Genomic DNA, 23,924 nt, shown 5'->3' with positions numbered 1-23,924 from the left:
ATTGTGAGATAGATTCTCCCATTTACCACTTAGGGATTATTTATATGATTGTATGTAAGAATGGTCATGTTCATTTAATCAAAAACTAATAACAGCAAGAAATTAGTCTTATAAAGACTAACACTATTCTCTATATGTTGCAACAGTTTCTATTATTTTCACTGTAATTCTGAAGTAAGTAATAACACCTATTCTATTTTCAATACAAAACAAAATTTTGAATAGAATTTCCCTCCATTTGATATCTTAAGACCAAAGTTAAATTTTTTTGAGGTGATAAGATGGATAGGCGTAATCAGAATTCAGAGGTAACTCCACATCGAGATGGAGCAAGGGAATCAATTATTAATGATCCTTTATCAACAGAAGGTTCTCAGATGGGGATAAGACTTGATGCTGATCCTGAATTTTCCCAAGAAACAAACCCTTTTGATCATGAAATAAAACGAGATCCTTCCATGGATACTTTTGAAAAACTAATGAGAGGGAAGAAAGTTGAAGAATAGCAAAAGGAGGTTAAGTTTACATGTCTGATTGGAATGAACAAGCAGCTCCAAATAATAATACACCTGCCAGTATACTTAGATCTCGTCATTTAAAACTTACAAAGCAAAACAAGTATAGAGCAAGCTCTTCTAGAAATTCATCTAACAATGAAAAGCTTGAGAGGCTGAATTAGCCCTCAAGCTTTTTATTGGCCTTTTATAAATGCATAAATTTGCTCTTTAGTCGGTATAGCTGAAATTGCTCCTTTGCCAGTTGTGGTTAAAGCACCACTTGCATTGGCATAAGAAAGGATTGCTTTACTTTCATCTTTTAGAAGAGAACTCAACTGATGTGTATTGACATTCTTCTCAAGTAGCTTGTAAAGAAAACCCCCAATAAAGGCATCTCCCGCCCCTGTTGTATCCTGAACAGAAACATTGTATCCAGGTGAATCAATGTAAAATTCCCCATTTACATAAAGGTCGGCTCCTTCTGATCCTTTTGTGTAGATAACCGCTTTCACATCTCCAACAAATAATGATTGAATAGCCTCTTCTACATCTTTTACTCCTGTAATAAACTCTAATTCCTCATCTGAGATTTTTACAAGATGGGCTTCAGGTAGAAAGCTCAAGATGGTCTTTCTACAGTCCTGAGGATCATCCCATAACGGTAGACGCACATTAGGATCAAAGCTGATTAAAGCACCTTTTTCCTTAGCAGACATTATTGCTTTAGTATGAGCTTTTTTCATTGGACTTTCTACTAAATCAACTGAGCAAAAATGAAGGATATCTCCTTTATTAAAAATTTCTCCATTAATCTCATCCTCGTTCAATAATAGATCTGCTGAGGGATTACGGTAAAAGGAAAAATCTCGTTCTCCATCCTCCTTAAGAGATACGAATGCCAAGGCAGTATTTGCTTCTTTTGTTCTAAGAACATGTTCAGTATTTACCCCAACATTGTTTAATGTTTCAATCAGAAAATCACCAAAAGCATCAACACCTAGTTTTGTAATCATTGAAGCGTTTCCACCTGACTTCGCAACAGCTGCTGCAACATTAGCAGGTGCTCCTCCTGGTGCTCTCTCAAATGAAACAACATCTTTTAATGCAATACCTTTTTGCTCCGGAATAAAATCAATTAGTACTTCTCCAATCGAAAATAATCTACCCATTTTTTCACCTTCTTTTATATGTATAAGTGTTAACTGTTTAAGTATATACCATAGAGGATTCTAATAATAAGTTAAGTTAGCTCGATTAAATAAAAAAGGAGTCTCACAACATGGCAAGTTAATAAGCGGAGAAATACCTCTTATTGAGGAATTAGCACGAAAAATAGATTAAATAGACGGATAGATTCCGCCAATTTAATCGAAAAATATGAAAATGGACCATTTTACTTTGCTTAACCGGACAAACTCCGCTTATATCCCCCAAACCAAGTTCCATTCTTCAGTCTAACCGGGCAAACTCCGCTTATTTAACTATCTCAATTAAGGATAAGCAAGCAGGTCCGCTTTATTTATCCGCCCCCCCCTGATAGTTAAAATCATTTTGAGCACAATGAGCTTGCGAATTTCCATGCTGACAAAACCTTATGTCACGATGTAAAATCAGTACGTATTTACCGTCCATTGAATTAAACACTATATATAACAATAAAAAAAGAAGCAGCCTTATTCAGTTGCGAATAGGACTGCTAATTGGTGTGCTACTTTAGTTTTGTATTGTGAAATTGACGGAGTAACCCAACGCCTTTTTTTATACTGGTACAGCTACAAAAAACTCATTATACAATGCTTGCACAGCGCGTTTTTCTTGTGGTTCCTTCACACCAAACATCATACTTACCTCAGAAGATCCTTGGTTAATCATTTCAATATTTACCCCTGCATCTGCAAGAGCTTTTGACGCTCGGGCAGTTGTACCAACATTATGGCGCATACCTTCACCAACGACCATAATCAATACAAGATCGTGTTCAATAATAACCTCATCTGCATGTAATTCAGTCATAATTCGTTCCGTGATCTTTTCTTCAAGACCTTCATCCATTTGACCTTGCCTTAAAATAACTGTTACATCATCTATACCCGAAGGCACATGCTCATATGTTAAACCGTAATCCTCTAGAATTTGTAGAAGCTTACGACCAAACCCGATTTCACGATTCATTAAGTATTTACTAACATAAATGCTGCAAAAGCCTTTATCACTTGCAATACCAATAACTGGTCCATTTGTATTTGATCTTTCATTCACAATTTTTGTACCAGGAGCAGAAGGATTATTAGTATTTTTAACATTTACTGGAATACCAGCCCTGAATGCCGGGATTAGTGCCTCATCATGAAAAACAGAAAAACCTGCATATGATAGCTCTCGCATTTCACGGTAAGTGAGCTCACTAATTTCCTTTGGATCTTGAACAATATTCGGATTAACAGAATACACAGCATCAACATCTGTAAAGTTTTCGTATAAATCTGCTTTAATTCCATTAGCAAGAATTGAGCCTGTAATATCTGAGCCACTTCTTGAGAATGTTAGCACCTCTCCAGTTTTGCTGTATCCGAAAAAGCCTGGGAAGACAATAATTCCTTCTCTTTCACGAAGCTTATATAAATTTTCATATGATTCAGGTAATACCTGCGCATTACCTGGTTCATCCGATACAAGTAATCCTGCATCTTTCGGATTTACGTATTGTGCATTTAAACCACTATGTTGGAAATAGGCAGCAATTAGCTTTGCATTATTATCCTCACCACTTGCCTTTACTGCATCTAGATAGCTATCCGGCTTACTTTTATCTCCATCAAGTAAATTCTTTAAGTCCTCTGAAATCGTAGTGATAATGTCAGAAGGAATAGATAACTCTTTTACAATGCTCTCATATCTTTCAATAATTGTTTGAAAAACAGAGTCTGCATTTTCATTTGCTAAATGCTTTTCTGCGCATTCAATAAGTAAATCTGTTACTTTAATGTCATCTGAATAACGTTTTCCAGGTGCAGATACAACAACCACCTTACGATCAGGATCTGATACGACAATATTCAATACTTTTTTTAGCTGTTCACCTGATGCTAAGGAAGAACCACCAAACTTAACAACCTTCATTTCCACAACTCCTACTATTTAAAATTTTCAGTCAAATTTTATTTTCCTATTATCTCTTTTTTCATCTAAATAATCAAGAGTTTTCTTCCTTATAAGGACAATTGTCTTTCTTACAAACACACAAATACCTATCTCCCATAAAAATATCCACTAAATTACTTGAGTGGTCAACACAAAAAGGAGACCAAACATGTCTCCCTTTACTCTATTTTCTAGAGTATACATTTATACTATTATCATACAGAATTACAATACCTTACTTAAGAAGGATTTCGTTCTTTCATGCTGTGGATCATTAAATAAAGGCTCTGGCATATTTTCTTCTATAATATAACCACCATCCATGAAAATCACACGATCACCTACCTCTTTTGCAAACCCCATTTCATGAGTAACAACGACCATTGTCATTCCTTCTCGAGCTAATTGCTTCATAACCTCAAGAACCTCTCCAACCATTTCTGGATCTAAGGCAGAAGTTGGTTCATCAAACAACATAATTTTCGGCTCCATCGCCAATGCTCTAGCAATCGCAACACGTTGTTTTTGACCACCTGACAAAGAATTTGGATAAGCATTTGCTTTTTCAGCTAACCCTACCTTTTGAAGGAGCTGAAATGCCTTTTCTTTCGCTACCTCCTCCTTCATTTTTTTCACTGTTATTGGTGCCATTGTAATATTTTCCATAACTGTTTTATGGGGAAAAAGATTGAATTGCTGAAAAACCATTCCTACATCTTCACGAACTTTGTTTATATCTGTTTTTTTATCCGTTAAATCAATACCATCTATCATAACTTGTCCGCCCGAAACCGATTCGAGCAAGTTAAGGCATCGTAAGAAGGTAGATTTTCCTGAACCAGAAGGACCTATTACAACAACCACTTCTTGTGGCTTAATCGTGACATTAATATCTTTAAGTACATGGTTTGCGCCAAATGATTTCTTTAATTTTTTTACAGTAATCATTCTGTCGTCAACCTTCTTTCAAGTATATTTAGTAAGAAGCTAAGAGTTAAGGTTAAAATTAAGTAAATAACAGCTACTGTTAAGTATGGTTCCCATACCCGATAATATTGAGATGACATTGCCCGACCCCAATACATAATCTCTGGGGCAGCAACAACTGCCGCAAGAGATGATTCTTTTATTAACACAATAAATTCATTTCCAAACGGAGGAATCATTCGCTTAAAAGCCTGCGGCAGAATAACATGTCTCATAGCTTGAACATGATTCATTCCTAATGAACGTGCTGCCTCCATCTGTCCTCGATCGATTGATTGAATTCCACCTCTAAAAATTTCGGCAATATATGCAGCAGCATTTAATGAAAGTGCAATAATTGCAGCTGCAATTCCATTTGTTTCACCTGTGAAAAATGGCACTACCCCAAAGTGAACTAATAGTATTTGAACAAATAATGGCGTTCCACGGAAAAAGGTAATGTACCATTTAAAAGGAAGCGCTAGCAATTTGTTATTCATCATTTTACCTAAGCCAATCGCAAGTCCAAGAACAGTTCCTAGAAGAATACCAGCTAAAGACAAGCCAATTGTTAACAATGTTCCCTTTAATAAAAATGGACCATATTCAGCGATAATATCAAAACGAAAATCCATATTTTTCTTCCTCCCCTATAAAGGCAAAAATTGCGTATCACCTTTTATAAGGTGGTACGCAATAATTTTTGACCTTTATTGCTGTGCCTTTAAGTTTTCAACATCTGGATCTGAACCGAACCATTCGTTATAGATTTCAGCATATTTCCCGCTGTCTAGCACTTTGTTAATCGCTTCGTCAAATTCAGCTTTAAGTTCGCTACCTTTCGGGAACATTAACCCATAGTATTCAGAAGCAAAGCTTTCTGTATCTTCAACCACCGTTAACTTTTGATCTGGATTATTTTTCACATATTCTTCAACAACTGTATTATCAGCAACTACTGCGTCAGCACCACCGCTAGTAAGCTCCATAATCGCTAAGTTATTGTTTTCAAATTGTTTCATGTTTTTATTGTTTTTCCCCATAATTCCTTCAACTGCTTCTTGACCAGTTGTTCCTGCTTGAACAGCTACCACTTTACCTTCTAAGTCTGCAGCAGATGCAATGTCACTGCCTTCAGGAACTAAGATTTTGTTTGTTGATAAAAAGTATGGTACAGAGAAGTCATATGTTTGTTTACGATCATCGTTTATTGTAATAGCAGATATCCCAAAATCCGCAATCTCATCTTTAATCTCAACGAATAAAGGATCCCAGCCAACATGTTCAATTTCAATTTCATAACCTGCTTCTTCAGCTACTGCTTCAATAAAATCAACATCAAATCCAACAATTTCACCTTTATCTTGATACTCAAATGGTGCATATGCAGCATCAGTAACAACTCTTAATGTTTTCTTCTCTTCCGTTTCACCTGATTCGCTTCCTTCACCACTAGTTGTTTCCTGACTAGTCCCACAAGCTGCTAACAAAAACAAAAATGAAAGCATAAGGACAGATATAAATAACCCTTTTTTCATTTCTAGCTCCCCCTTATTTCTCTTAATCTCTTAACTATTTAAATGACTATGTAAGATACATAGTTTTTAGCATTTATAATATATATGCATGTATGAAGTATATCAGTATATGTATTTAAATACAATACTTCGTATAAAAATCTTTTATTAGAATAGGTTTTATTTTCAAAATACTTGTAACAAATTACTATTTCTTCCTTTAATTTTAAGACTAAATAAAATACTGTCAATTCCTTTGTAAGATATTATGACAAAAAAAGATATTAGGTTTATGAAGAATCATTTATAAATTTACTTATAAATATACAGTTGAAGGGGTGCCTGTCACCACCCGATATTTATAGAAGGATGTCGATTGAAGATGCTCAGAGCCAATAACAAAAAGGCTACTGAAAGCTCCAGTAACCTTTTTACATTCTTATTTTTGTTTATAGTAAGTTAGTGCAAGGGCAAATGCAAGAACTGTTCCCTTTACAATATCCATTGCATAATAAGGAACTGACATCATTACAAGCCCATTTTGAAGGATTCCAATTAAAACAGCTCCGACAAATGTTCCAAATGCATTTGGCTTTCCTGCTCCTAAAACGGAGAACCCGATAAATGCTGCCGCAACAGAGTCCATTAAGTAGGGAGAACCCGCATTTATTTCAGCAGTCATGACTCTTGAAGCCAAAACAATACCACCAATTGCTGCAAAAAGTGCTGAAAGAAGATAGGCTACAACTTTATATTTATTAACAGGTATTCCTGATAGTCTCGCAGCTTCTATATTTCCCCCAATCACATACATATAGCGCCCATGTTTTGTATAGGTTAGAAAAACATGTACCACAACAACCACGATGATCATGATGATAATAATCCATGGTACTTGGCCAATCTTTTCAAAAACAGGACTGATCATACCTGTTGCAAAGGTCCCATCAGGCATAACCATGTTTTGCGAAACGGTCGCACCCTTTGTATATGTTAATGCAATACCTTGAACAATAAACATAGTGGCCAGAGTTAGTAACATATCCGGCACCTTTAACTTTACGATAATAAATGAGTTCAAAATACCAACTATTAAAGATGCAATAATAGCAGAAAGTATTGCAATGAATGTGTTTTGTGAAAACCAAACAAACATTGAAATAACAATTGCATTTGATAAAGAAGCAACAGATCCCACAGATAAATCAAAACCATTAACAGAAAGAGAAATCGTGATACCAATTGCAATAATTGTCACAATGGATATGGATCTTAAGATATTAATTATGTTATTTCCTTGAATAAATGTTGGGTTGGATACAGCAAAAACAGCTATTAAGATAAATATTGTTAAAATGGTTCCATACTTATATAAAAACTGAAAAAGATCAAATGATTTCTTTGAATTGGTTGATTGTACAGGATTTACATCTGCCATCCTAGTTGCCTCCTGTTGAATAATATAATAGTTCTTCTTCATTCGTTGCATCTGTTGCTAATTCCTTAGCAACTTGACCATCATATAGGACATATAATCTGTTTGTAATACCTATAATCTCGGCCAATTCAGAAGATGCATAAATAATCGCTTTTCCTCTACTCGCAAGCTCACTGATTAGGTCAAAGATATCTTTTTTAGCACCAACATCAACACCCTTAGTTGGTTCATCAAAAATATAGACATCCGCGTCGGTTATTAGCCATTTACCTATTGCGATTTTTTGTTGATTACCTCCAGATAAGTTTTGCACTTTTGTTTCCTCTGAAGGCGTTTTTATCCCTAAACTTTTTATTAACTCAACTGCCTTTTGCTTTTCTGCTTTTCGATTCAAAAAGCTAAATGGCTTGGTAAATGCCCCCAGATTCGCTGCAGTTAAATTGGTCACAACAGACTCTTGAACAAGAATGCCTTCTTTTCGCCTTTCTTCGGGTACTAAGGCAATTCCAGATTTTACAGCTTGGTATGGGTTGGAGATTGACAATTTCTTTCCTTTAAGTTTTAACTCACCGGATTTTACTTTTGTCTCCCCAAATAATGCCTTGCACAATTCTGTCTTCCCTGCACCTACAAGACCTGCGATCCCGACAATCTCACCATGACGAATCTGTAATGAAACAGAATTCAGCTTGTCAAAATCACTTAAATGATTTACTTCAAAGAGCAATTCTCCTGGATGAATTGCTTTTATAGGAAATTGCTCCTCTAGCTCTTTTCCTAGCATGCTTTCCACTACTCGATTAGGTGTTGTTTCACTTATCTTTTCGTGAGTTACAAGCTTTCCATTTCTCATAATTGAAATGTCATCACATATTTCAAAAATTTCAGGAAGACGATGGGATATAAAGATAATCCCAACATTCTTCTCTTTTAGTTCACGAACTATGCGGAACAATTCCACTGTTTCAGAGTGACTTAATGGTGCAGTTGGTTCATCTAAAATCAAAAATTTACAATCCGAAGAAACTGTTCTTGCAATAAGAACCATTTGCTTCTCAGCCAAAGTTAATTCGCTAACAAGTTTCGTGGAGGATACTTTTATATTCAAGCTGTTTAATATTGTTGTTGCTTGTTCATGCAGCTTTTTCCATTGAATAAATTGTTTCTTTCCCATTTCATTCACAGTCTTTGTCAGCATAATATTTTCTCCAACTGTTAAATAAGGGATAAGGGCAGTGTCTACTTCTTGATGGACAATTTGTATACCATTTCTTTGAGCATCTCTAGGTGATTTGATGATCGTATTGATCTGATCGATTAAAATATCCCCGGTATAGTGAGAATACGAACCAGATAGCACCTTCATTAGTGTTGATTTTCCAGCACCGTTCGCTCCAATTAAAGCATGTGTTGTTCCACTTTTCATAATAAAGTCAACCTCATCTAATGCTTTTACACCAGGAAATTCAATTGAAATTTTCTTCATTTCTAATACGGAGTGATTCATCAATTTGCCTCCTTTCTACTACTTTACACTTCTATGGGATTTAATGTATGTGAGGTAATCAGAGGAAAACGAACACTCTCAACCTTAGAGAGTGTTCGTTAAGTCTAACGCATTATTTCTTATAATATTCTTTTAATGTTTTCATCCACTCTTCTTCAAATGCAGTAGATTGGCCCCAGCCTTCCACAGTATCTGCTAGATTCACCATATTAATTGGCTCACTTGATTGTAACAATGCTTCCTGTGAAATAAGTGAAGCTTCAAGATTATACGTTTCTGGTGTTTCTTCTCCTGCAAGCTTTTTCGCTAACAGTCTCATATCAACTGCACCAATTAATTTCGGATCAACAGCTGCTGTGTACTTCCAAGAGCTTCCTTCATTTTGCATTTCTTGAAGATCAGCATTTGAAACATCAATTCCATAAATCTTAATTTCATCTCTTCCTGCTTCTTTAATCGCACGCGCTGCACCTATTGCAAAAGCATCCCATGTTGCAAGAATTGCATCAATTTCACCTTTTGGATGTTTGTTCAACATTGCTGCTACAGCATTTTGTGTTTGAACAGATGTATCTGGTGCTGCAACTCCAAAACGTTCTACTTCTTTAATACCTGGATTGTTAGCAAGAATATCTTGGTACACTGCGTTTCTTCTCACCATTGGTGGGAATCCGTCAACCCATAGGTAAACAATGTTTGCTTCTCCGTTTGTATCTTGAACTAATTGATCTAACGCGAGCTTTGCTAACGCCTCATCATCTTGTGAAGTTAATGTTACCCCACCAATTTCAGCTAATCCTTCATTTGAATCAAATGTAACAACACTTTTTCCTGCATCAACAAGCTTTTGTACAGCATCAACAGTTGCTTCATCATCTCCATGTGAAATGATAAAACCGTCATAATCCTCCTCTAAGCCCTGTGCAATAGCATCGTGGAATTTAGCTGTATCACCGTTTGCGGTAAATACATCAACTGTAAAACCTAAAGCTTCCCCTTCTTCTTTAGCTCCTGCTAAAAATTGAGCTGTATGATCATCTCCGCCGATTTTGCGGATAACTTTGATTTTAGCACCTTCACCACTTGCAAAACGCTCTGGCACATTCTCTAATGATACTTCTGGATTTCCTTTTGCTTGTGTTGATTCAGTTTCTCCACTATTTGAAGAACAACCTGTAACAAGTAAAGTCAGCACAATTGTCAAAAGAAATGCTGCATTAAAAAATCTGTTTTTCATCGTTGCATTGCCCCCTCATTTTCTCTAAAACTTTTTAATTATGTCTAGTAATACTAGGCAACAAAAAAACCTCTCTAAAGATAGAGAGGTTTCACCACAATTTTAGGAGTCTCCTCTCTTATCTTTCAAAGCTGTATAGCTTTGCAGGATTTAGCACCAATTCTAATTGAACGGTTGCCGGGCGTCATCGGGCCAGTCCCTCTGCCACTCTTGATAAGAGATCTTTTTATGCGATTAAGTAAAATAAACAATAAATATACTTTAATACTCTACAGGATAGATGTCAATCATTAATTGAATATTTCTAATAGTTATTATAAAAAATCAATTGAATCAATTTCATAATCTATCATTTGTTACCAAAAAACGCATAAATTTCATATTTAATAATGTTCTTATCTGTGTATTGTTTGTTAACATGTTCAAAGTGAAGAAAGATGTTCGTTTTTTGATTTAAGAGTAATAATTATGAAAGTAACTCAATTAAATACATTTGATACTTGCAAATGTATTAAGCGTTTATTAATCTCTGATTCAAAAGTTACTTTTGTTGCTAAATAGTCAAAAATTCCACTATCAATAAGTAGTTTCGTATTTTCAGAGTTTCTAATTCCATCTGAGGTTTTCTGTATATACTCTCCGATTCCCTTTATTAATTCAACAAGATATTTTGTATCTAATTCTTCCAATTTATAATCTTCTCTTCTAGAAATTGTTCTGGCTGTATAATCAACTAACACTCTTTCATATGTGAAAAAATCAATGACTTTCCAATCCTCTTTAGATAATGCCATTCTACTATTCTCCTTATTTTTATACCTGTTATCATTATAAAAACAAGAGGATTCCAAAATAAACATTTTTCCTTCGTAAAATTCAGACATAGTCTACACTTTATCGACAAGAACTATTATTTTGGGTCAATTTAAAAAAGGTAAGCACCCGCTTAGCTTACCTCTCAAAAAACTATTTTCTTTTCTGTGCCTTCATTTTGTTGTTTTCTAATTCTGCTGCATATTCCTCTTGTGATTTCCCTTGTTTTTGACTTTCTGATTGGATCTTTCTAAATTTATTATCATTTAAGTTGGGCATATTCCTTTCACCTCCTGTAGACTTCGTTATTTTATACAAAAGGGGGCAATCTATTCGCTTGAACAATGTTTCATCATGAAGTTTGTATACAGACTGAGAAAATCTGTCATGATATATACTATTACCAGAAAAATGACCAAGTAAATTAACCTTTTTCAATTCTATTGGTATAATGACAAATAGGACTTATTTATACATATAAAAGAAAGGTTTGATCTGATTTGGAACAAAATTCCTCAAACTTTATTAAGAGCATAATTAAAGAGGATCTTGAAACGGGAAAACGTGACTATGTATACACTCGCTTCCCACCAGAGCCGAATGGATATCTACATATTGGTCATGCAAAATCAATTGTCATAAATTTTGGATTGGCAGATGAATTTAACGGGAAAACAAATTTGCGATTTGACGATACGAACCCTTTAAAGGAAGATACTGAGTTTGTTGAATCCATAAAAGAAGATGTTGCATGGCTTGGCTATGAATGGGACGGTATGTTTTTTGCGTCAGATTACTTTGAAGAAATGTACAATCGTGCTGTCCTTCTTATTAACAAAGGTAAAGCATACGTTGATGACTTAACCGCAGATGAAATAAGAGAATATCGTGGTACATTAACTGCACCTGGTAAGGAAAGTCCTTACCGCAATCGCTCAATTGAAGAAAATCTAGACCTGTTTGATCGCATGCGTAAAGGTGAGTTTGGAAACGGCGAAAAAGTACTTCGTGCCAAAATTGATATGTCATCACCAAATATTAACTTACGTGATCCTGTTATTTATCGTGTTTCACATGCTACACATCATAATACTGGTGACGCTTGGTGTATTTATCCGATGTATGCTTTTGCTCATCCATTAGAGGATGCAATCGAAGGAATTACACACTCACTATGTACAACTGAATTCGAGGATCAACGCCCTCTTTATAATTGGGTTATTGAAGAATGTGAAATGGAACATAAGCCACAGCAGATCGAATTTGGCCGCCTTGGCATTACAAACACTGTGATGAGTAAGCGTAAGTTAAAGCAGCTTGTTGACGAAAAGTTTGTTGATGGTTGGGATGATCCTCGTATGCCAACGATTTCCGGCTTACGTAGAAAAGGCTACACTCCTAAAGCAATCCGTGAATTTGTAAAAGAAACGGGTGTTTCAAAAGGTGTTGCAACGGTTGATGAAGCAATGCTTGAACATTTTGTTCGAGAAGATTTAAAGCTACAGTCACCACGTACTATGGGTGTTTTAAAGCCACTAAAGGTGGTCATTACTAACTACCCTGAAGATCAAGTAGAAATGCTTGATGCAGAAATTAACCCTGAGGTCCCTAAAATGGGAACAAGACAAATTCCATTTTCACGTGAAATATATATTGAACAAGAGGACTTTATGGAGGATCCTCCTAAGAAGTATTTCCGCTTGTTTCCAGGCAATGAAGTTCGCCTTAAGCATGCCTACTTTATTAAATGTGAAGATGTTATCAAAGATGAGGATGGTAACATTGTGGAAATCCATTGTACCTACGACCCTGAAACAAAGAGTGGAACTGGGTTTACAGGTCGTAAAGTAAAAGGAACTCTTCACTGGGTGGATGCAAAGCATTCATTACCGGCAGAGTTTCGCTTATACGAACCACTTATACTTGATAAAGATAAAGAAGAAACTGAGGTTCAAGAAGATCCATCAGAGGAAAAAACATTCCTTGATTATGTGAATCAACAATCTCTTGAGGTGCTACAAGGATTCATAGAGCCAAATATGAAAGATGTTCAGCCACATGATAAGTTTCAGTTTTTCCGTCACGGCTACTTTAATGTGGACCCGAAACATACTTCCGAAGAAAAAGCTGTGTTTAACCGAATTGTTTCTTTAAAGAGTTCATTTAAGTTAAAGTAAAATAAAAAGGCTGACCACGAAAGTCAGCCTTTTTTATTTATTTAGAGGAAGATCTAATACAAAGATCGTTCCATCTGCAGAGCTTTCCTGGATAAAGATCATACCCTGATGATTTTCCACAATTCTCCTAACAATCATCAATCCTAGACCTGTTCCATTTTCTTTTGAGCTTACAAACGGATCAAATATTGTTTTTTGCATATCCAATGGGATGCCAGATCCACTATCCTTTAGATAAATTCGATATGAACTTTCAGTTAGCTCCGAATATATATGAATAGCACCTTTACCACCCATTGCTTCAATACTGTTCCGAATAAGATTATGAAAAACCTGCTTAATCTGTTTTGGATCAACGGATAGTTGAATTGGATGTAAGTCAATGATAAATTCAATATCTTCAGAAGATTGGATGATAAGAGGTAAAAATTCTTCCATAACATTTTGAAGATAAATTTTTCTTCTTATTGGTGCACCTGGCTTAGAAAGAAGAAGCATTTCCTCAATAATACTGTTTATTCGTTCAATCTCTTTCATAATTAGCGGCATATGATACTGATCTTTTACCTTTTCCGAAAACGACTGATTCATTAATGATAAAAATCCATGTACCACTGCTAAAGGATTTCGAATCTCATGTGCAGCACCAGCAGCAATTTCTCCTACTGCAGCTAATTTTTCAGATTGATTTATTCTTTTTTCCAACTCTTCAGTTTCAGTAATATCAACGAAGTTTTTAACTCTGCCTATAATTTGTTGTTGTTGATTCAGCATTTCTGCTTGTGAAACCAGTAGCAGCTTCGTCCCTTCACTCGTGATAAAAGGAACCTTCGTAAGTTTATAAACCGTTTTTGAAGATAGTATCTCCCAAAACGATTCATTCCTCATATCACCTTGTGTGACAAATTGCTGTTTTAGTTGTTGCTCGTCCATACCTAATATTTTCGTTGCAGTCTTATTGACTGAAATTTCAGTAGAATTGTCATTTATTGTAATAATTCCAACAGGTAATGAATTTAGTATTTGCTCCCTGTACAATTTGTCATTCAGAATTGTGTTAAAGGAATCCTTCAACTTTATAGACATTTGATTAATCGAATTTGTAAGCTGTTCAAATTCAGCTTGTTCTGAAGAGTTTAAAGTTAGCCCATATTGACCATTGGCAATACGATCCACTTTGTTTATCATTGATTCTACAGGCTTTGTCAGATTTGAACTTATTCGATAAGCAGCAATGATAGATAAGCAAATAGCCACTATCGTAACAAAGATTAATAACCATAATGAGCTTTTTATGATCGTTGAAAACTCATTTGAATGACCATCTAATTTTGAATAAGTATTTTCCTTAGCCTTTTTAATCTCTTCTTTTAATAAATTATATTGTGGTAAATAGTTCGATTTAATAAATTCCTTTGCGCCATTTTGATCATGATAATCTAACAAACCTTGTACATTATTAACAATCATAAAATCTAGTAGTTCCATTCTCTTGTTTATTTGATTAAGAGAACTTGGAATTTTTGGAGATCTATAACTAGATTCACTTTCTTCTATGTTTTCAAACGACTGATACTTAACGGCGAGCTCACAGCACTTGTTTTCTTCCAAGAAATCGTTGACTACTATTCCCTTAACACTTAACTCTTCATCCCACTTTGAGAGCCAATACAATTCAGGGATATTCTTCTGTTTTATTTTGTTACTAACTTGATTTACCTCATCTATCGATTGGACAAGAATTAGTGAAAAGCCACTTAACACAAAGGTTAGTATGAGAAGGGTTGAGAGAATTTTTGTGCGAAAAGACATATTCATTAAAATTTTTTTCAACACAACCCCTCCCCTCAGATTTTAAGGAAAAACTAGCTTTCCTTTCTCATACTTTTCCATCTCTTTTTTAATCATTTCTTTTTCTTCTTCAGTCAACATCGGCCCAAAGGGAGCTAAGCCATATACACCATGATTTGCCCCTAACATCACTTTACCATGTGGTATTCCATCTTCACTGAAATAATCTTCCATAATCGCAACATACGCTTGTGAAACATCATTCAAAACACTCGTTACGACATGGTCTTTCCCCATATATGATTGATCATCAAGATAACCTATCACATGGATATTTTCTTTTTTAGCCAAATTTATAATTTCCCTATTATAAGAGTTTCCTTTGCTGTAGACCACGTCCACGCCCTCATTAATTAATTCACGAAAGATTTGCACAGCTTTTTCTCCGTCGTCACGACTATCCACATATCGATAATAAAACGTTGCTTCCGGCTTGTAATACTTCAATCCATTTTCAAACTCAGGATTTTTTTCTCTAGCATCAAAAGCATCTATTAAAGCAATTTTGTTACTTTTTGTGACTAAACTAGAAGCTAAAGCAGCAAAATATTCAATTTCTCCTTGATCAAAAGTATAGACAGATTGATTAGGATATTTTGATTCTCCATGTATCGTTATAAAGTGTATGTCTGGATTTTGTTCAGCAACCTCGGTAAAAACGTCTGAAAACTCACGACCATGTCCGATAATTAGCTTTGAACCCTCTTTTACTGCTGTTTCAATCGTTTTTTTCATGCGTTTTTCTGTATCTATCTCACTATAAAGTGTTACATCAACAGGAAACATCTCTTCAATCTTCAGTTTTCCTTTATACGCCAAACTTCCCCAACTTTGATCTACGAGAACATCCGATGTTATAATGGATACTTTTGTGTTGCCAACAAAATAATTTGCAGCAGCATCAGAAATAATTCCCTTTGTTTTAAATAAAATAGTCCCTATAATGATGATTCCAACAATCAATGTTAATATGCCTATCATCTTAAGTTGTTTCGATTGTTGCATTGTATACCTCTCCCTAAAGATACATTCTCAATATATCATTATAGCGAACATTTGTGTTATACGCTAGAAATTTATCTAAAAAATCTACATATTTCGACAAAATTCTTTCACTCTCACAACCACTAGTATCAATCCCATTAAAACTTTTAATTTTTAAAAGAGTTTTTCTACTAGTAATTCTTTAATAAGAACAAGAAAACCTCAGTGCTAGATATCCACTGAGGCGCTTCTTATTCTATAAATATTGCTCCGTTACCCAATTTCCCAACTCTATTTTTAATTGTGGGTGAATAGGGTCTTTTGCTTCTTGTTTGTATTGCTTCATTAAGTTTAAAACTGTTTTTTCTCCTTTAAACTCCTTTAGCATATGATCCATATTCTTTATAACAACGGTCTTTGCATTAGGTTTTTCAAGTTGTTTAATTCTGTTTAAATCATTGCAATCCGCCTGAACATCTTTATCACCAGTTATGGCTAAGATTGGACACTCACACTCACCTAATATTTCCACTATTGCTTCACTTGAATATGAAAAATGCTCTCTAAACCACCTAGCAGGAGTTTTTTTCAGTTTATATCTTAGTGTATCTCCTTCTGACATTGTCATTTTCTGAAAGAGATCATCTAACTGTTTTCTCAATTTTTCTTCAGTTAATAAATACCTTAACAAAGTTCCTTTTAAACCTTTTAACTTTTGTATTTCATCAAGAATGATAAGATTTTGATACATCATTGGCTCCTTTATACTGGTAGCAGCCCCTGCTATTAAAACCATTCCGGCAACAGGGGTTTCTTGCTGGGCAATTGTTGCTAAAATACACCCCTCACTGTGTCCGAGTAAAATGACCTTTGTTGGATCAACTTTAGGATGTGATTTTAGGAATTGAACCATCCTTCTGACATCTTTAACTAAGTCCATCATTCCTGACTTAATTGGGTCCCCCTCACTTTCACCAACAGACCTTTTATCATATCTTAGCGAAATAAACCCTAGCTGTGTTAAATAATGTGCCAAATCTTTATATAAGTTTGCTCTAATTGCAGGTTTTTTCATGTTCCCATCACGATCAGCCCCGCCAGAGCCATTTATTATAACGATCGCTGGATATTTCTCTTCACTTGCTTCTGGAATAGCTAAAGTACCTCTTAAAGTAACATCGGTTGTAACACTAAAATTTTCTTCATATATAGAAAGCATCTACTTTTCGCTCCCTTTGTACTTTTGTTTTCATTATCAATAATGATAACATTAATCCGATAAAAAGTCTCCCTTATTTTTCTATATTTTTAATCCTCATCTTTTACATCTATATCTTCTGGTATTGGTTCTTTTAAGTATTCTTCAATTAGAGCTTTATATTTTTCCAACTGCTCAAAATGAGTTTTAAATTGATCTTTATTGATTAGATATTGTTCACCATCAAAAAGCGCTCTTATCTTCTTTTCAAGTATCAGATTTTCAATTTGATCTTCAGACAATGAGAGATACTCTGCTGTTTCTTTTAATGTTAAGTACATATAATCAATCTTCCTCATTCATTTATAGTTGATACAATCTTAAAGAATTATGATCAACTATTCAATATAAATATTTATTTATTAGTATCTATAGACAAAATGATCATCATCACATAAAATACGATTAATCATATGTAAATACTCAGAAAAATACAAATAGTCCTTCACTTTACATAAAATCACGATGTAATTCCGACTAAACTCATATGATTAATATATATTCATTTTAGAACTGGAGGGTAAATAATGAGAAAACTACTTATCTTTGCGATCGTCGGTTTTTTTGCACAATTAATTGATGGTGCTCTTGGAATGGCTTATGGACTAACATCAACTTCACTTTTATTAGCTTTTGGGGTTGCCCCTGCAGTAGCATCAGCATCCATTCATATGTCTGAAATCGCTACAACTGCTGTTTCAGGTATATCTCATTATAAGTTTGGAAATGTAGATAAAAAAATGGCCATAACTTTAATGATTCCTGGAGCAATCAGTGCTTTTATCGGTGCTGCATTTTTAAGTAGCCTTCCGGGTCATCTAATAAAACCTTATATTTCAATCTTCTTAATGATTATGGGGATTTATGTATTAAGTCGTTTTCTATTCAAGTGGAACCCAAAACAGGAGAAGCAAAAAACATCTGCGTGGTATTTAATTCCTCTTGGTGCTATCGCTGGCTTCTTTGATTCTGTAGGAGGTGGCGGTTGGGGTCCAATAAACACCCCAGCATTATTATCTAGAAAAGGTGCAGTTCCAAGCAAAGTAATTGGGACTGTAGATACTAGTGAATTTGCTGTTACTACTGCATCCACTTTGGGTTTTATCATTTTTCTAGGCTGGGAACAATTTAACTATGTGTGGGTTGCTGCTTTTGTAATTGGAGGTGTGATCGCTGCTCCTATTGCAGCCTATCTAGTCCGTATTATCCCTTCATACTTACTAGGAGTAGTTGTAGGTGGATTTATCATTTTAACAAACCTAAATACTGTACTGGATACATTTGGCACTACAGGTAGCCTAAAGATTGTTGTTTATTCAATTCTTTTCATTGCTTGGATAGTAGCTATCGTGCGGAGTTTTCAAAGAAATAGTCGTTTAGACAAATTACACAAGGTATCTTAAATTTTACCTTAAATAAAATATAAAAAGGCATATTTTTAACTGTAATTAGACTAGGGTTGATCTCAAATGAAATCAACCCTAGTCTATTTTAAAAAGTAAAAAATATCTTCTACGATACAAGCAAAAGCATCAATGGAACTGTTATGATGCTTAATACAGTTGTCACTAATGTACTAAATGACACAAAATCCGGATCGGTATTGAATTGTAAAGCAAACATCGTTGTATTCGCGGCAGTAGGCATGGCAGAAAGTACAATTAATATCTTCTCTAATTGCCCTTCTATTGGAAGGAACATAACAATGATATAGGCCAATATAGGCGATATCACAACTCTCAAGATAATAATCCCACTAATACTTCTTAATTTGACAGCTGAGCGACTTAGCGATGCTAATTGCATACCCAATACGAGCATAATGGTTGGAATAGTTGCATCTGCTATCATATCAACAGATCTCATTAGAAATTCAGGAACCTTAAAAGTACTTAGTTGTACAATTATCCCTATTAGTGCTCCATAAAGAATCGGCATCTTAACAATTCTCATCAATGAATCCTTCATACCACTTGTTTCCGCACTGCCTTTCGCAGCATAGTAGAGGCCAATTGTATTCATCAATATCGATTGAATAACCATCATAATAACGGCATAATCAAAGCCTACACTTCCAAAGGCAAACAAAATGATCGGTGTTCCATAGTTCCCGCTATTCATAAATACACCTGATAAAATGACAGCAGATGTTTTCGTTTGTCCTAACTTTCTTAGCCTTGATACGGTTAATACTATAATTAACAAACTAAAGCAAAGCGAAAGACAAAACAAGAGAATATAAAGGTATTCCACTGTTAGTTCATTTGTATAAAATGTTCGAAATGCTAAAAAAGGGTACATTAAATAGAGGGCAGTAACCGAAACAGACTTGCGGTCAATTTTTATCTTTTTTTGCCCAATATATCCTATTGCTAGAATAATAAAGGCTGGCAACACAACCAAGATAAATTCCATATAAATCTTCACCATACTTTATACAGTATCTATTTTAATACCTTGAACATCGGTCGTTTTGAAAAATAGAAAGCATTGGGATACGTCCCAATGCTTTAGATTCTATTATTCTACTATACAAGAAGTGGAATAATTAAGCCAGAAAGTAGTAATATCAAAGCCCCACCTAATCTAGAAGAGATTTGTGCAAACGGCATTAATTCCATACGTTTTGCTGCTGACAATACAGCCACATCGCCTGTTCCACCCATATTTGCCATACATAATCCAGCTGTAATTGCAGCTTCAATTGGATAGAATCCAACTAATTTACCTAAAAGACCAGCTCCAATAATTGCCCCTAAAACAACACCAAAAACGGTTAAAATGTATTGGAATGATAACGCTTCAAGCACAGTATTTAAATCTGTGTAGGCCACACCGATACCGAATAATAGAGCAAAGGTCCAGTTACTAGCCACAAATTGATACCATTGACTAGCACCATCAAGAACAATTTTCGGGATGATATTAGCCACTTTTGCAACAGCTACTAAAATAATCATAATTGCATATGGATGTAATGGAACAAAGTCTCCCAAAACATTTCCGAGCGTAAAGAATGTTAAAGCTGCTAGTAGACCAACACCCATTACTTCAATATCATATTTTTGCTTTGTTTTTTCGTACGTAAATCCTTTAATTAATTGACCATTTCCTGATAAAGATGGAAATCTTCTTCCCACCATATCTAGAACACTAGCAAGGACTATCGCAAACACATTTCCTAATGCTAGAGCAGGTACAAGCATTGAAATGTAATAGCTTGGTTCATTCCCCAACATTTCAGAGTAAATTTGACTCATCGGAACAGCACCTGCCCCCATTCCGCCACCCATTATAGGCATCGTTATAACTAAGATAGCATCTTGAAGTGAAAAACCAACAAGTGAACCGAAAAGACCTGCAATAATAATTGCCCCAATTACAGCCCCAAAGATCGGCAAGAAATAGCGTAATCCAACCTTGACTAGTATTTTAGAATTCATCCCCAAAATACTACCCGTAATTAATGCGGCAATATAGAAATCTAGAAATCCACCTGTTTTCATAAAATCAGTTACCGAAGTTGTAATGGTTTCTGGTAGAAGTCCGCTGTAGACCATATACGCAGAACCAAAGATTGCGACAATTGCCCCACCGCCAAGAAAGGTTTTAACGATTGGTGTACGATCACCTAACCACCCAAAAGCTTCACCTAATATAATCATAACAAGCAAACTACCAATCATACCTCCTGGTAAACTACCTGTATACATGCTAATCAACGTAATCACACCAAATAAAGCAAACCATAAAATTGGTGTATTAAATATTTTTAATTTTGGTTTCGCTTTCAATTCTTCAATATTTTCATCAAATGATAGCTTCTTAGCTGTTGATTCCATTCTTATTCCCTCCTTAAAAAAATTACATCTAGCCCACAAATGCTCTTTTTCCTGCATTCTTGTTAAACTACACTATTAATATGATTTCCATTAGTCATTACCTATTTAGAATGAGTAATCGCTTTCATAATCTGTTTTAAGTTTACTGAAATATTCAGACATTTTATATATTTTGAAACTATTGATACCTTTTTGAAATTAAAAAAAGCAGCATTAGCTGCTTGTCCATTATTCATATCCATCAAGCAAATATTGTTTGTCAGCATTATATATATAGGAATATAGAGGTCTCCCAATGCCGTATGTTAATGTCTCATCAATAACTCTAATATCATTTAGAAACTTTAAATATTTCCTAACAGAAACTCTCGATATCTCCGTCACCTCTGCGATAACATCCGTAGAAAAGGGTGCTTTCCCCTGTTGTTTTACAGCTTCAAGAACCGTAACAAGAGTTTTTCTTGATAACCCTTTTGGTAGAGGCTTTAAAATACCTTGATTATTATTCTCTTCTTTTACTAATAAAAGCTGATCAAGTTCCTCTTGATTAATCGTTCTTTGCCTTTTTAAATAAAAATATTGATCTCGGTAAGTCCTTAGAGCCTGTTCAAACCGATCAAATTCAAAAGGCTTAATTAAGTAATCGACCACACCATTTCTAAGAGCTTCTTGAATTTTCTCAACATCAGAAGCAGCTGTAATAAGTATGGCATCAATATCTTGTTTTTCTTCTCTAACTTTTCTGAGTAAAGATAAACCATTTTCTCCCGGCATAAATACGTCTAAGAGAAGAAGGTCCACATTTTTTTCCTCAATAACATCTAAAGCTTCCTTCACACTGTTTGCGATATTCACTAATAAAAAACCATCTACTTGCTCTAAATATCGCTTGTTAAATTCTGCAACCATTGGATCATCTTCAACTATTAAAACATTAATCACTCGTTGATTCCCTTCCTTTATAAGGAACTTGAACAATAAATTCCGCTCCTGTTTTGATACTTAAATTAATTTGAAGTGTTCCTTCTAAATATTCCACACTTTTGTTTACTAAATATAATCCAAACCCACGATTATCTCCCTTTGTGGAGTACCCCTTCGTAAATAGATGCGGAAATTGATCCTTATGAAGTCCAGGACCTGAATCCCTAATTTTTATTTGTAAAGAAGAGTCTTCATAATGAAATTTAACCTGCAAGATTTTATTATCAAGATGAGCCATCGCTTCAATAGCATTATCAACTAAATTGCCAATAACCGTAATTAATTCATGGGTAATTCTTGGATCATCCGGTTCAGGAATAAGCGTATCACAATCAATGATCATTTCTACTTTATTTTCCCTTGCAAAGCTAAGCTTCCCAAGTAAAAAACCTGCTAGTGCTGGATCTTTCATATTTTTAGTCACTTGCCCGACCTCATGTGCACCATGATTAACAACCTGAGCAATGAACTTCCTTAGCTCTTCATAGCTTTCCATTTTAATCATACCTAGAATAACATGAAGTCTGTTCATAAATTCATGAGATTGAGCTCTTAATGCATCTGCATAGGTACGAACCCCTGTTAATTGTTCAGCTAATTGATTGATCTCCGTTTTATCTCTAAAGGTGGAAATAGCTCCAACAATTTGATCGTTTACTATTAGGGGTGCTCTATTAACCAATATGGAAACCCCATTTATCGTTAACTCAACATCTTGCTCTGCTTTTCCCGTTTTAAGAACGCGATCCAAGTTTGAGGATGGTAAATACTCTGATATCTTCATCCCAACAGGCTGTGCTGGTAGACCAGTGTTTTTGAAAATTTGTAAAGCCGATCTATTTACTAGAGTAATATTCGCCTCATTATCAACCGCAATAATACCCTCATGAACAGATTGCAGCATTGTATTTCTTTCTTCATGTATTTTTGCAATGGCAAATGGTTCAAGACCAAATAAGATCTTTTTTATATATCTAGCTAACAATATTGCACCTAAAATACCAACTAAAACACCAATAATTGAGGCAATTATGATGGTACGATGCCCTCTTTCTAAAGCTTGTTCCACATTATTCAATGAGATCCCAACAGCAACTGCCCCTATTTGTTCTTGTTCATGATTATATATAGGTGTAAAAGCTCTTAATGATTGTCCCAACGTCCCTTCTGAAACGGAAACATGCTCTTTACCATTAAGAACAGCCTTCTCATCTCCCCCTTTAAATTTCTTCCCAATTAAATCAGGGTTAGGGTGTGATTTTCTTACTGCATTCATATCCATTACGACAACAAACATAACATCTGCTGCTTTCTGAATATCAACAGTGTAATCTTGAATCTCCCTCGAATAAGGTTGGTTATTTACTAGTCCATTTTTCACAATTACAGATTTTGCAACTGTTCTTGAAACAATCTTTGCTTTTTCTTCTTGATTTTCTCGTATTGTCTTGCTTACTGTTTGACTTATTAACAAATCAGTAAGGAGCAGCGAAAGAAGCACGACTAAACAAACGAACAAAATAATGATTGTACTTAGTTTATATTTTTGCTTTATCATGTCTTCACCTCCCAGAAACTCATTATAACAGACAATATACCTCTAGATATAAACACAAAAATACTTAGAGATGAAATAAGCATTTGAAAATATACTTACAATAACTTATAATAACTTATAAATACTTATTAATACTTAAAAACACGAAGGGGTA

22 protein-coding genes and 1 riboswitch are annotated in these 23,924 nt (G+C 34.8%); of the genes, 4 read left to right on the top strand and 18 right to left on the bottom strand.

What is annotated here, in order from left to right:
- Window positions 1–281 precede the first annotated feature (281 nt).
- Entirely contained in the window at window positions 282–506 is a 225-nt protein-coding gene (locus D9842_RS22450; RefSeq protein ID WP_121664396.1) for a hypothetical protein, read from the top strand.
- Window positions 507–526: 20 nt separating this feature from the next.
- Window positions 527–679 (top strand): hypothetical protein, encoded by a 153-nt coding sequence (locus tag D9842_RS26075; RefSeq protein WP_162987528.1) that lies wholly within the window; start codon window positions 527–529, stop codon window positions 677–679.
- A gap of 12 nt (window positions 680–691) precedes the next feature.
- On the opposite strand, the gene D9842_RS22445 is transcribed toward D9842_RS26075, so the two are convergent.
- From D9842_RS22445 to D9842_RS26420, 10 genes are all read right to left on the bottom strand, one after another.
- Window positions 692–1,666, bottom strand: a complete 975-nt coding sequence (locus D9842_RS22445; protein ID WP_121664395.1) for a carbohydrate kinase family protein — start codon at window positions 1,664–1,666, stop codon at window positions 692–694.
- A gap of 589 nt (window positions 1,667–2,255) precedes the next feature.
- The gene (locus D9842_RS22440; protein WP_121664394.1) at window positions 2,256–3,617 is read right to left on the bottom strand and encodes an aspartate kinase; all 1,362 of its coding nucleotides are present in this window, start codon (window positions 3,615–3,617) and stop codon (window positions 2,256–2,258) included.
- 246 nt (window positions 3,618–3,863) lie between these two features.
- A complete protein-coding gene (locus D9842_RS22435) occupies window positions 3,864–4,586 on the bottom strand; it encodes an amino acid ABC transporter ATP-binding protein (protein WP_121664393.1) in 723 nt (240 codons plus the stop codon).
- The gene (locus D9842_RS22430) at window positions 4,583–5,239 is read right to left on the bottom strand and encodes an amino acid ABC transporter permease (RefSeq protein ID WP_121664392.1); all 657 of its coding nucleotides are present in this window, start codon (window positions 5,237–5,239) and stop codon (window positions 4,583–4,585) included. The genes D9842_RS22435 and D9842_RS22430 overlap by 4 nt, the downstream gene beginning before the upstream one ends.
- A gap of 75 nt (window positions 5,240–5,314) precedes the next feature.
- Window positions 5,315–6,142 carry a basic amino acid ABC transporter substrate-binding protein gene (locus D9842_RS22425; protein ID WP_121664391.1) on the bottom strand — a complete coding sequence of 276 codons (828 nt, stop codon included), beginning with the start codon at window positions 6,140–6,142 and terminating at the stop codon, window positions 5,315–5,317.
- A gap of 418 nt (window positions 6,143–6,560) precedes the next feature.
- Complete coding sequence (locus tag D9842_RS22420) at window positions 6,561–7,559, bottom strand: ABC transporter permease (RefSeq protein ID WP_121664390.1); 999 nt, start codon at window positions 7,557–7,559, stop codon at window positions 6,561–6,563.
- 1 nt (window position 7,560) lies between these two features.
- Window positions 7,561–9,066 (bottom strand): sugar ABC transporter ATP-binding protein, encoded by a 1,506-nt coding sequence (locus D9842_RS22415; RefSeq protein WP_121664389.1) that lies wholly within the window; start codon window positions 9,064–9,066, stop codon window positions 7,561–7,563.
- Window positions 9,067–9,178: 112 nt separating this feature from the next.
- A complete protein-coding gene (locus tag D9842_RS22410; RefSeq protein WP_121664388.1) occupies window positions 9,179–10,303 on the bottom strand; it encodes a sugar ABC transporter substrate-binding protein in 1,125 nt (374 codons plus the stop codon).
- A 115-nt stretch (window positions 10,304–10,418) separates the two neighbouring features.
- A riboswitch (SAM riboswitch) is annotated at window positions 10,419–10,523 on the bottom strand.
- Between the two features lie 259 nt (window positions 10,524–10,782).
- Window positions 10,783–11,097, bottom strand: a complete 315-nt coding sequence (locus D9842_RS22405; protein ID WP_121664387.1) for a hypothetical protein — start codon at window positions 11,095–11,097, stop codon at window positions 10,783–10,785.
- Between the two features lie 172 nt (window positions 11,098–11,269).
- Window positions 11,270–11,395: a hypothetical protein gene (locus D9842_RS26420; RefSeq protein ID WP_255301632.1), complete on the bottom strand. Its 126-nt coding sequence runs from the start codon at window positions 11,393–11,395 to the stop codon at window positions 11,270–11,272.
- 221 nt (window positions 11,396–11,616) lie between these two features.
- Between D9842_RS26420 and D9842_RS22400 the strand changes: the two genes are divergently transcribed.
- The gene (locus D9842_RS22400) at window positions 11,617–13,293 is read left to right on the top strand and encodes a glutamine--tRNA ligase/YqeY domain fusion protein (protein WP_121664386.1); all 1,677 of its coding nucleotides are present in this window, start codon (window positions 11,617–11,619) and stop codon (window positions 13,291–13,293) included.
- A gap of 33 nt (window positions 13,294–13,326) precedes the next feature.
- Here the strand turns inward: D9842_RS22400 and D9842_RS22395 are convergent, their stop codons facing one another.
- The 4 genes from D9842_RS22395 to D9842_RS22380 all read right to left on the bottom strand — a co-directional run bounded on the left by D9842_RS22395 (window position 13,327) and on the right by D9842_RS22380 (window position 17,667).
- Window positions 13,327–15,129: a sensor histidine kinase gene (locus D9842_RS22395; RefSeq protein WP_257535935.1), complete on the bottom strand. Its 1,803-nt coding sequence runs from the start codon at window positions 15,127–15,129 to the stop codon at window positions 13,327–13,329.
- Between the two features lie 18 nt (window positions 15,130–15,147).
- Window positions 15,148–16,149: a BMP family ABC transporter substrate-binding protein gene (locus D9842_RS22390; RefSeq protein ID WP_121664384.1), complete on the bottom strand. Its 1,002-nt coding sequence runs from the start codon at window positions 16,147–16,149 to the stop codon at window positions 15,148–15,150.
- 235 nt (window positions 16,150–16,384) lie between these two features.
- Window positions 16,385–17,347 carry an alpha/beta hydrolase gene (locus tag D9842_RS22385; RefSeq protein ID WP_121664383.1) on the bottom strand — a complete coding sequence of 321 codons (963 nt, stop codon included), beginning with the start codon at window positions 17,345–17,347 and terminating at the stop codon, window positions 16,385–16,387.
- 89 nt (window positions 17,348–17,436) lie between these two features.
- Complete coding sequence (locus tag D9842_RS22380) at window positions 17,437–17,667, bottom strand: excisionase family DNA-binding protein (protein ID WP_121664382.1); 231 nt, start codon at window positions 17,665–17,667, stop codon at window positions 17,437–17,439.
- A 246-nt stretch (window positions 17,668–17,913) separates the two neighbouring features.
- Between D9842_RS22380 and D9842_RS22375 the strand changes: the two genes are divergently transcribed.
- Window positions 17,914–18,789 (top strand): sulfite exporter TauE/SafE family protein, encoded by an 876-nt coding sequence (locus tag D9842_RS22375; RefSeq protein WP_121664381.1) that lies wholly within the window; start codon window positions 17,914–17,916, stop codon window positions 18,787–18,789.
- 109 nt (window positions 18,790–18,898) lie between these two features.
- Here D9842_RS22375 and D9842_RS22370 read toward each other — a convergent pair whose 3' ends face one another.
- From D9842_RS22370 to dcuS, 4 genes are all read right to left on the bottom strand, one after another.
- Window positions 18,899–19,801, bottom strand: coding sequence for an AEC family transporter (locus tag D9842_RS22370; RefSeq protein WP_121664380.1), 903 nt, complete (start codon window positions 19,799–19,801; stop codon window positions 18,899–18,901).
- Window positions 19,802–19,914: 113 nt separating this feature from the next.
- Window positions 19,915–21,228: a 2-hydroxycarboxylate transporter family protein gene (locus tag D9842_RS22365; protein ID WP_121664379.1), complete on the bottom strand. Its 1,314-nt coding sequence runs from the start codon at window positions 21,226–21,228 to the stop codon at window positions 19,915–19,917.
- Between the two features lie 228 nt (window positions 21,229–21,456).
- The gene (locus D9842_RS22360) at window positions 21,457–22,170 is read right to left on the bottom strand and encodes a response regulator (protein ID WP_121665163.1); all 714 of its coding nucleotides are present in this window, start codon (window positions 22,168–22,170) and stop codon (window positions 21,457–21,459) included.
- Window positions 22,163–23,770, bottom strand: coding sequence for a DcuS/MalK family sensor histidine kinase (dcuS, locus tag D9842_RS22355; RefSeq protein WP_121664378.1), 1,608 nt, complete (start codon window positions 23,768–23,770; stop codon window positions 22,163–22,165). The genes D9842_RS22360 and dcuS overlap by 8 nt, the downstream gene beginning before the upstream one ends.
- Window positions 23,771–23,924: the final 154 nt, after the last annotated feature.

This window comes from Metabacillus litoralis (assembly GCF_003667825.1).
GTDB classification, from domain to species: Bacteria; Bacillota; Bacilli; order Bacillales; family Bacillaceae; genus Metabacillus; species Metabacillus litoralis_B.
Note: the sequence above shows the minus strand (reverse complement) of the source record. Positions and strands in the feature narration are given on the sequence as shown.

Coding starts and splice junctions, on each gene's coding strand:
- dcuS (WP_121664378.1), bottom strand. CDS start 23,770: ATGATAAAGCAAAAATATAAACTAAGTACAATCATTATTTTGTTCGTT.
- D9842_RS22405 (WP_121664387.1), bottom strand. CDS start 11,097: ATGGCATTATCTAAAGAGGATTGGAAAGTCATTGATTTTTTCACATAT.
- D9842_RS22440 (WP_121664394.1), bottom strand. CDS start 3,617: ATGAAGGTTGTTAAGTTTGGTGGTTCTTCCTTAGCATCAGGTGAACAG.
- D9842_RS22425 (WP_121664391.1), bottom strand. CDS start 6,142: ATGAAAAAAGGGTTATTTATATCTGTCCTTATGCTTTCATTTTTGTTT.
- D9842_RS22380 (WP_121664382.1), bottom strand. CDS start 17,667: ATGTACTTAACATTAAAAGAAACAGCAGAGTATCTCTCATTGTCTGAA.
- D9842_RS22370 (WP_121664380.1), bottom strand. CDS start 19,801: ATGGAATTTATCTTGGTTGTGTTGCCAGCCTTTATTATTCTAGCAATA.
- D9842_RS22385 (WP_121664383.1), bottom strand. CDS start 17,347: ATGCTTTCTATATATGAAGAAAATTTTAGTGTTACAACCGATGTTACT.
- D9842_RS26075 (WP_162987528.1), top strand. CDS start 527: ATGTCTGATTGGAATGAACAAGCAGCTCCAAATAATAATACACCTGCC.
- D9842_RS22410 (WP_121664388.1), bottom strand. CDS start 10,303: ATGAAAAACAGATTTTTTAATGCAGCATTTCTTTTGACAATTGTGCTG.
- D9842_RS22420 (WP_121664390.1), bottom strand. CDS start 7,559: ATGGCAGATGTAAATCCTGTACAATCAACCAATTCAAAGAAATCATTT.
- D9842_RS22415 (WP_121664389.1), bottom strand. CDS start 9,066: ATGAATCACTCCGTATTAGAAATGAAGAAAATTTCAATTGAATTTCCT.
- D9842_RS22390 (WP_121664384.1), bottom strand. CDS start 16,149: ATGCAACAATCGAAACAACTTAAGATGATAGGCATATTAACATTGATT.
- D9842_RS22445 (WP_121664395.1), bottom strand. CDS start 1,666: ATGGGTAGATTATTTTCGATTGGAGAAGTACTAATTGATTTTATTCCG.
- D9842_RS26420 (WP_255301632.1), bottom strand. CDS start 11,395: ATGCCCAACTTAAATGATAATAAATTTAGAAAGATCCAATCAGAAAGT.
- D9842_RS22430 (WP_121664392.1), bottom strand. CDS start 5,239: ATGGATTTTCGTTTTGATATTATCGCTGAATATGGTCCATTTTTATTA.
- D9842_RS22365 (WP_121664379.1), bottom strand. CDS start 21,228: ATGGAATCAACAGCTAAGAAGCTATCATTTGATGAAAATATTGAAGAA.
- D9842_RS22375 (WP_121664381.1), top strand. CDS start 17,914: ATGAGAAAACTACTTATCTTTGCGATCGTCGGTTTTTTTGCACAATTA.
- D9842_RS22435 (WP_121664393.1), bottom strand. CDS start 4,586: ATGATTACTGTAAAAAAATTAAAGAAATCATTTGGCGCAAACCATGTA.
- D9842_RS22450 (WP_121664396.1), top strand. CDS start 282: ATGGATAGGCGTAATCAGAATTCAGAGGTAACTCCACATCGAGATGGA.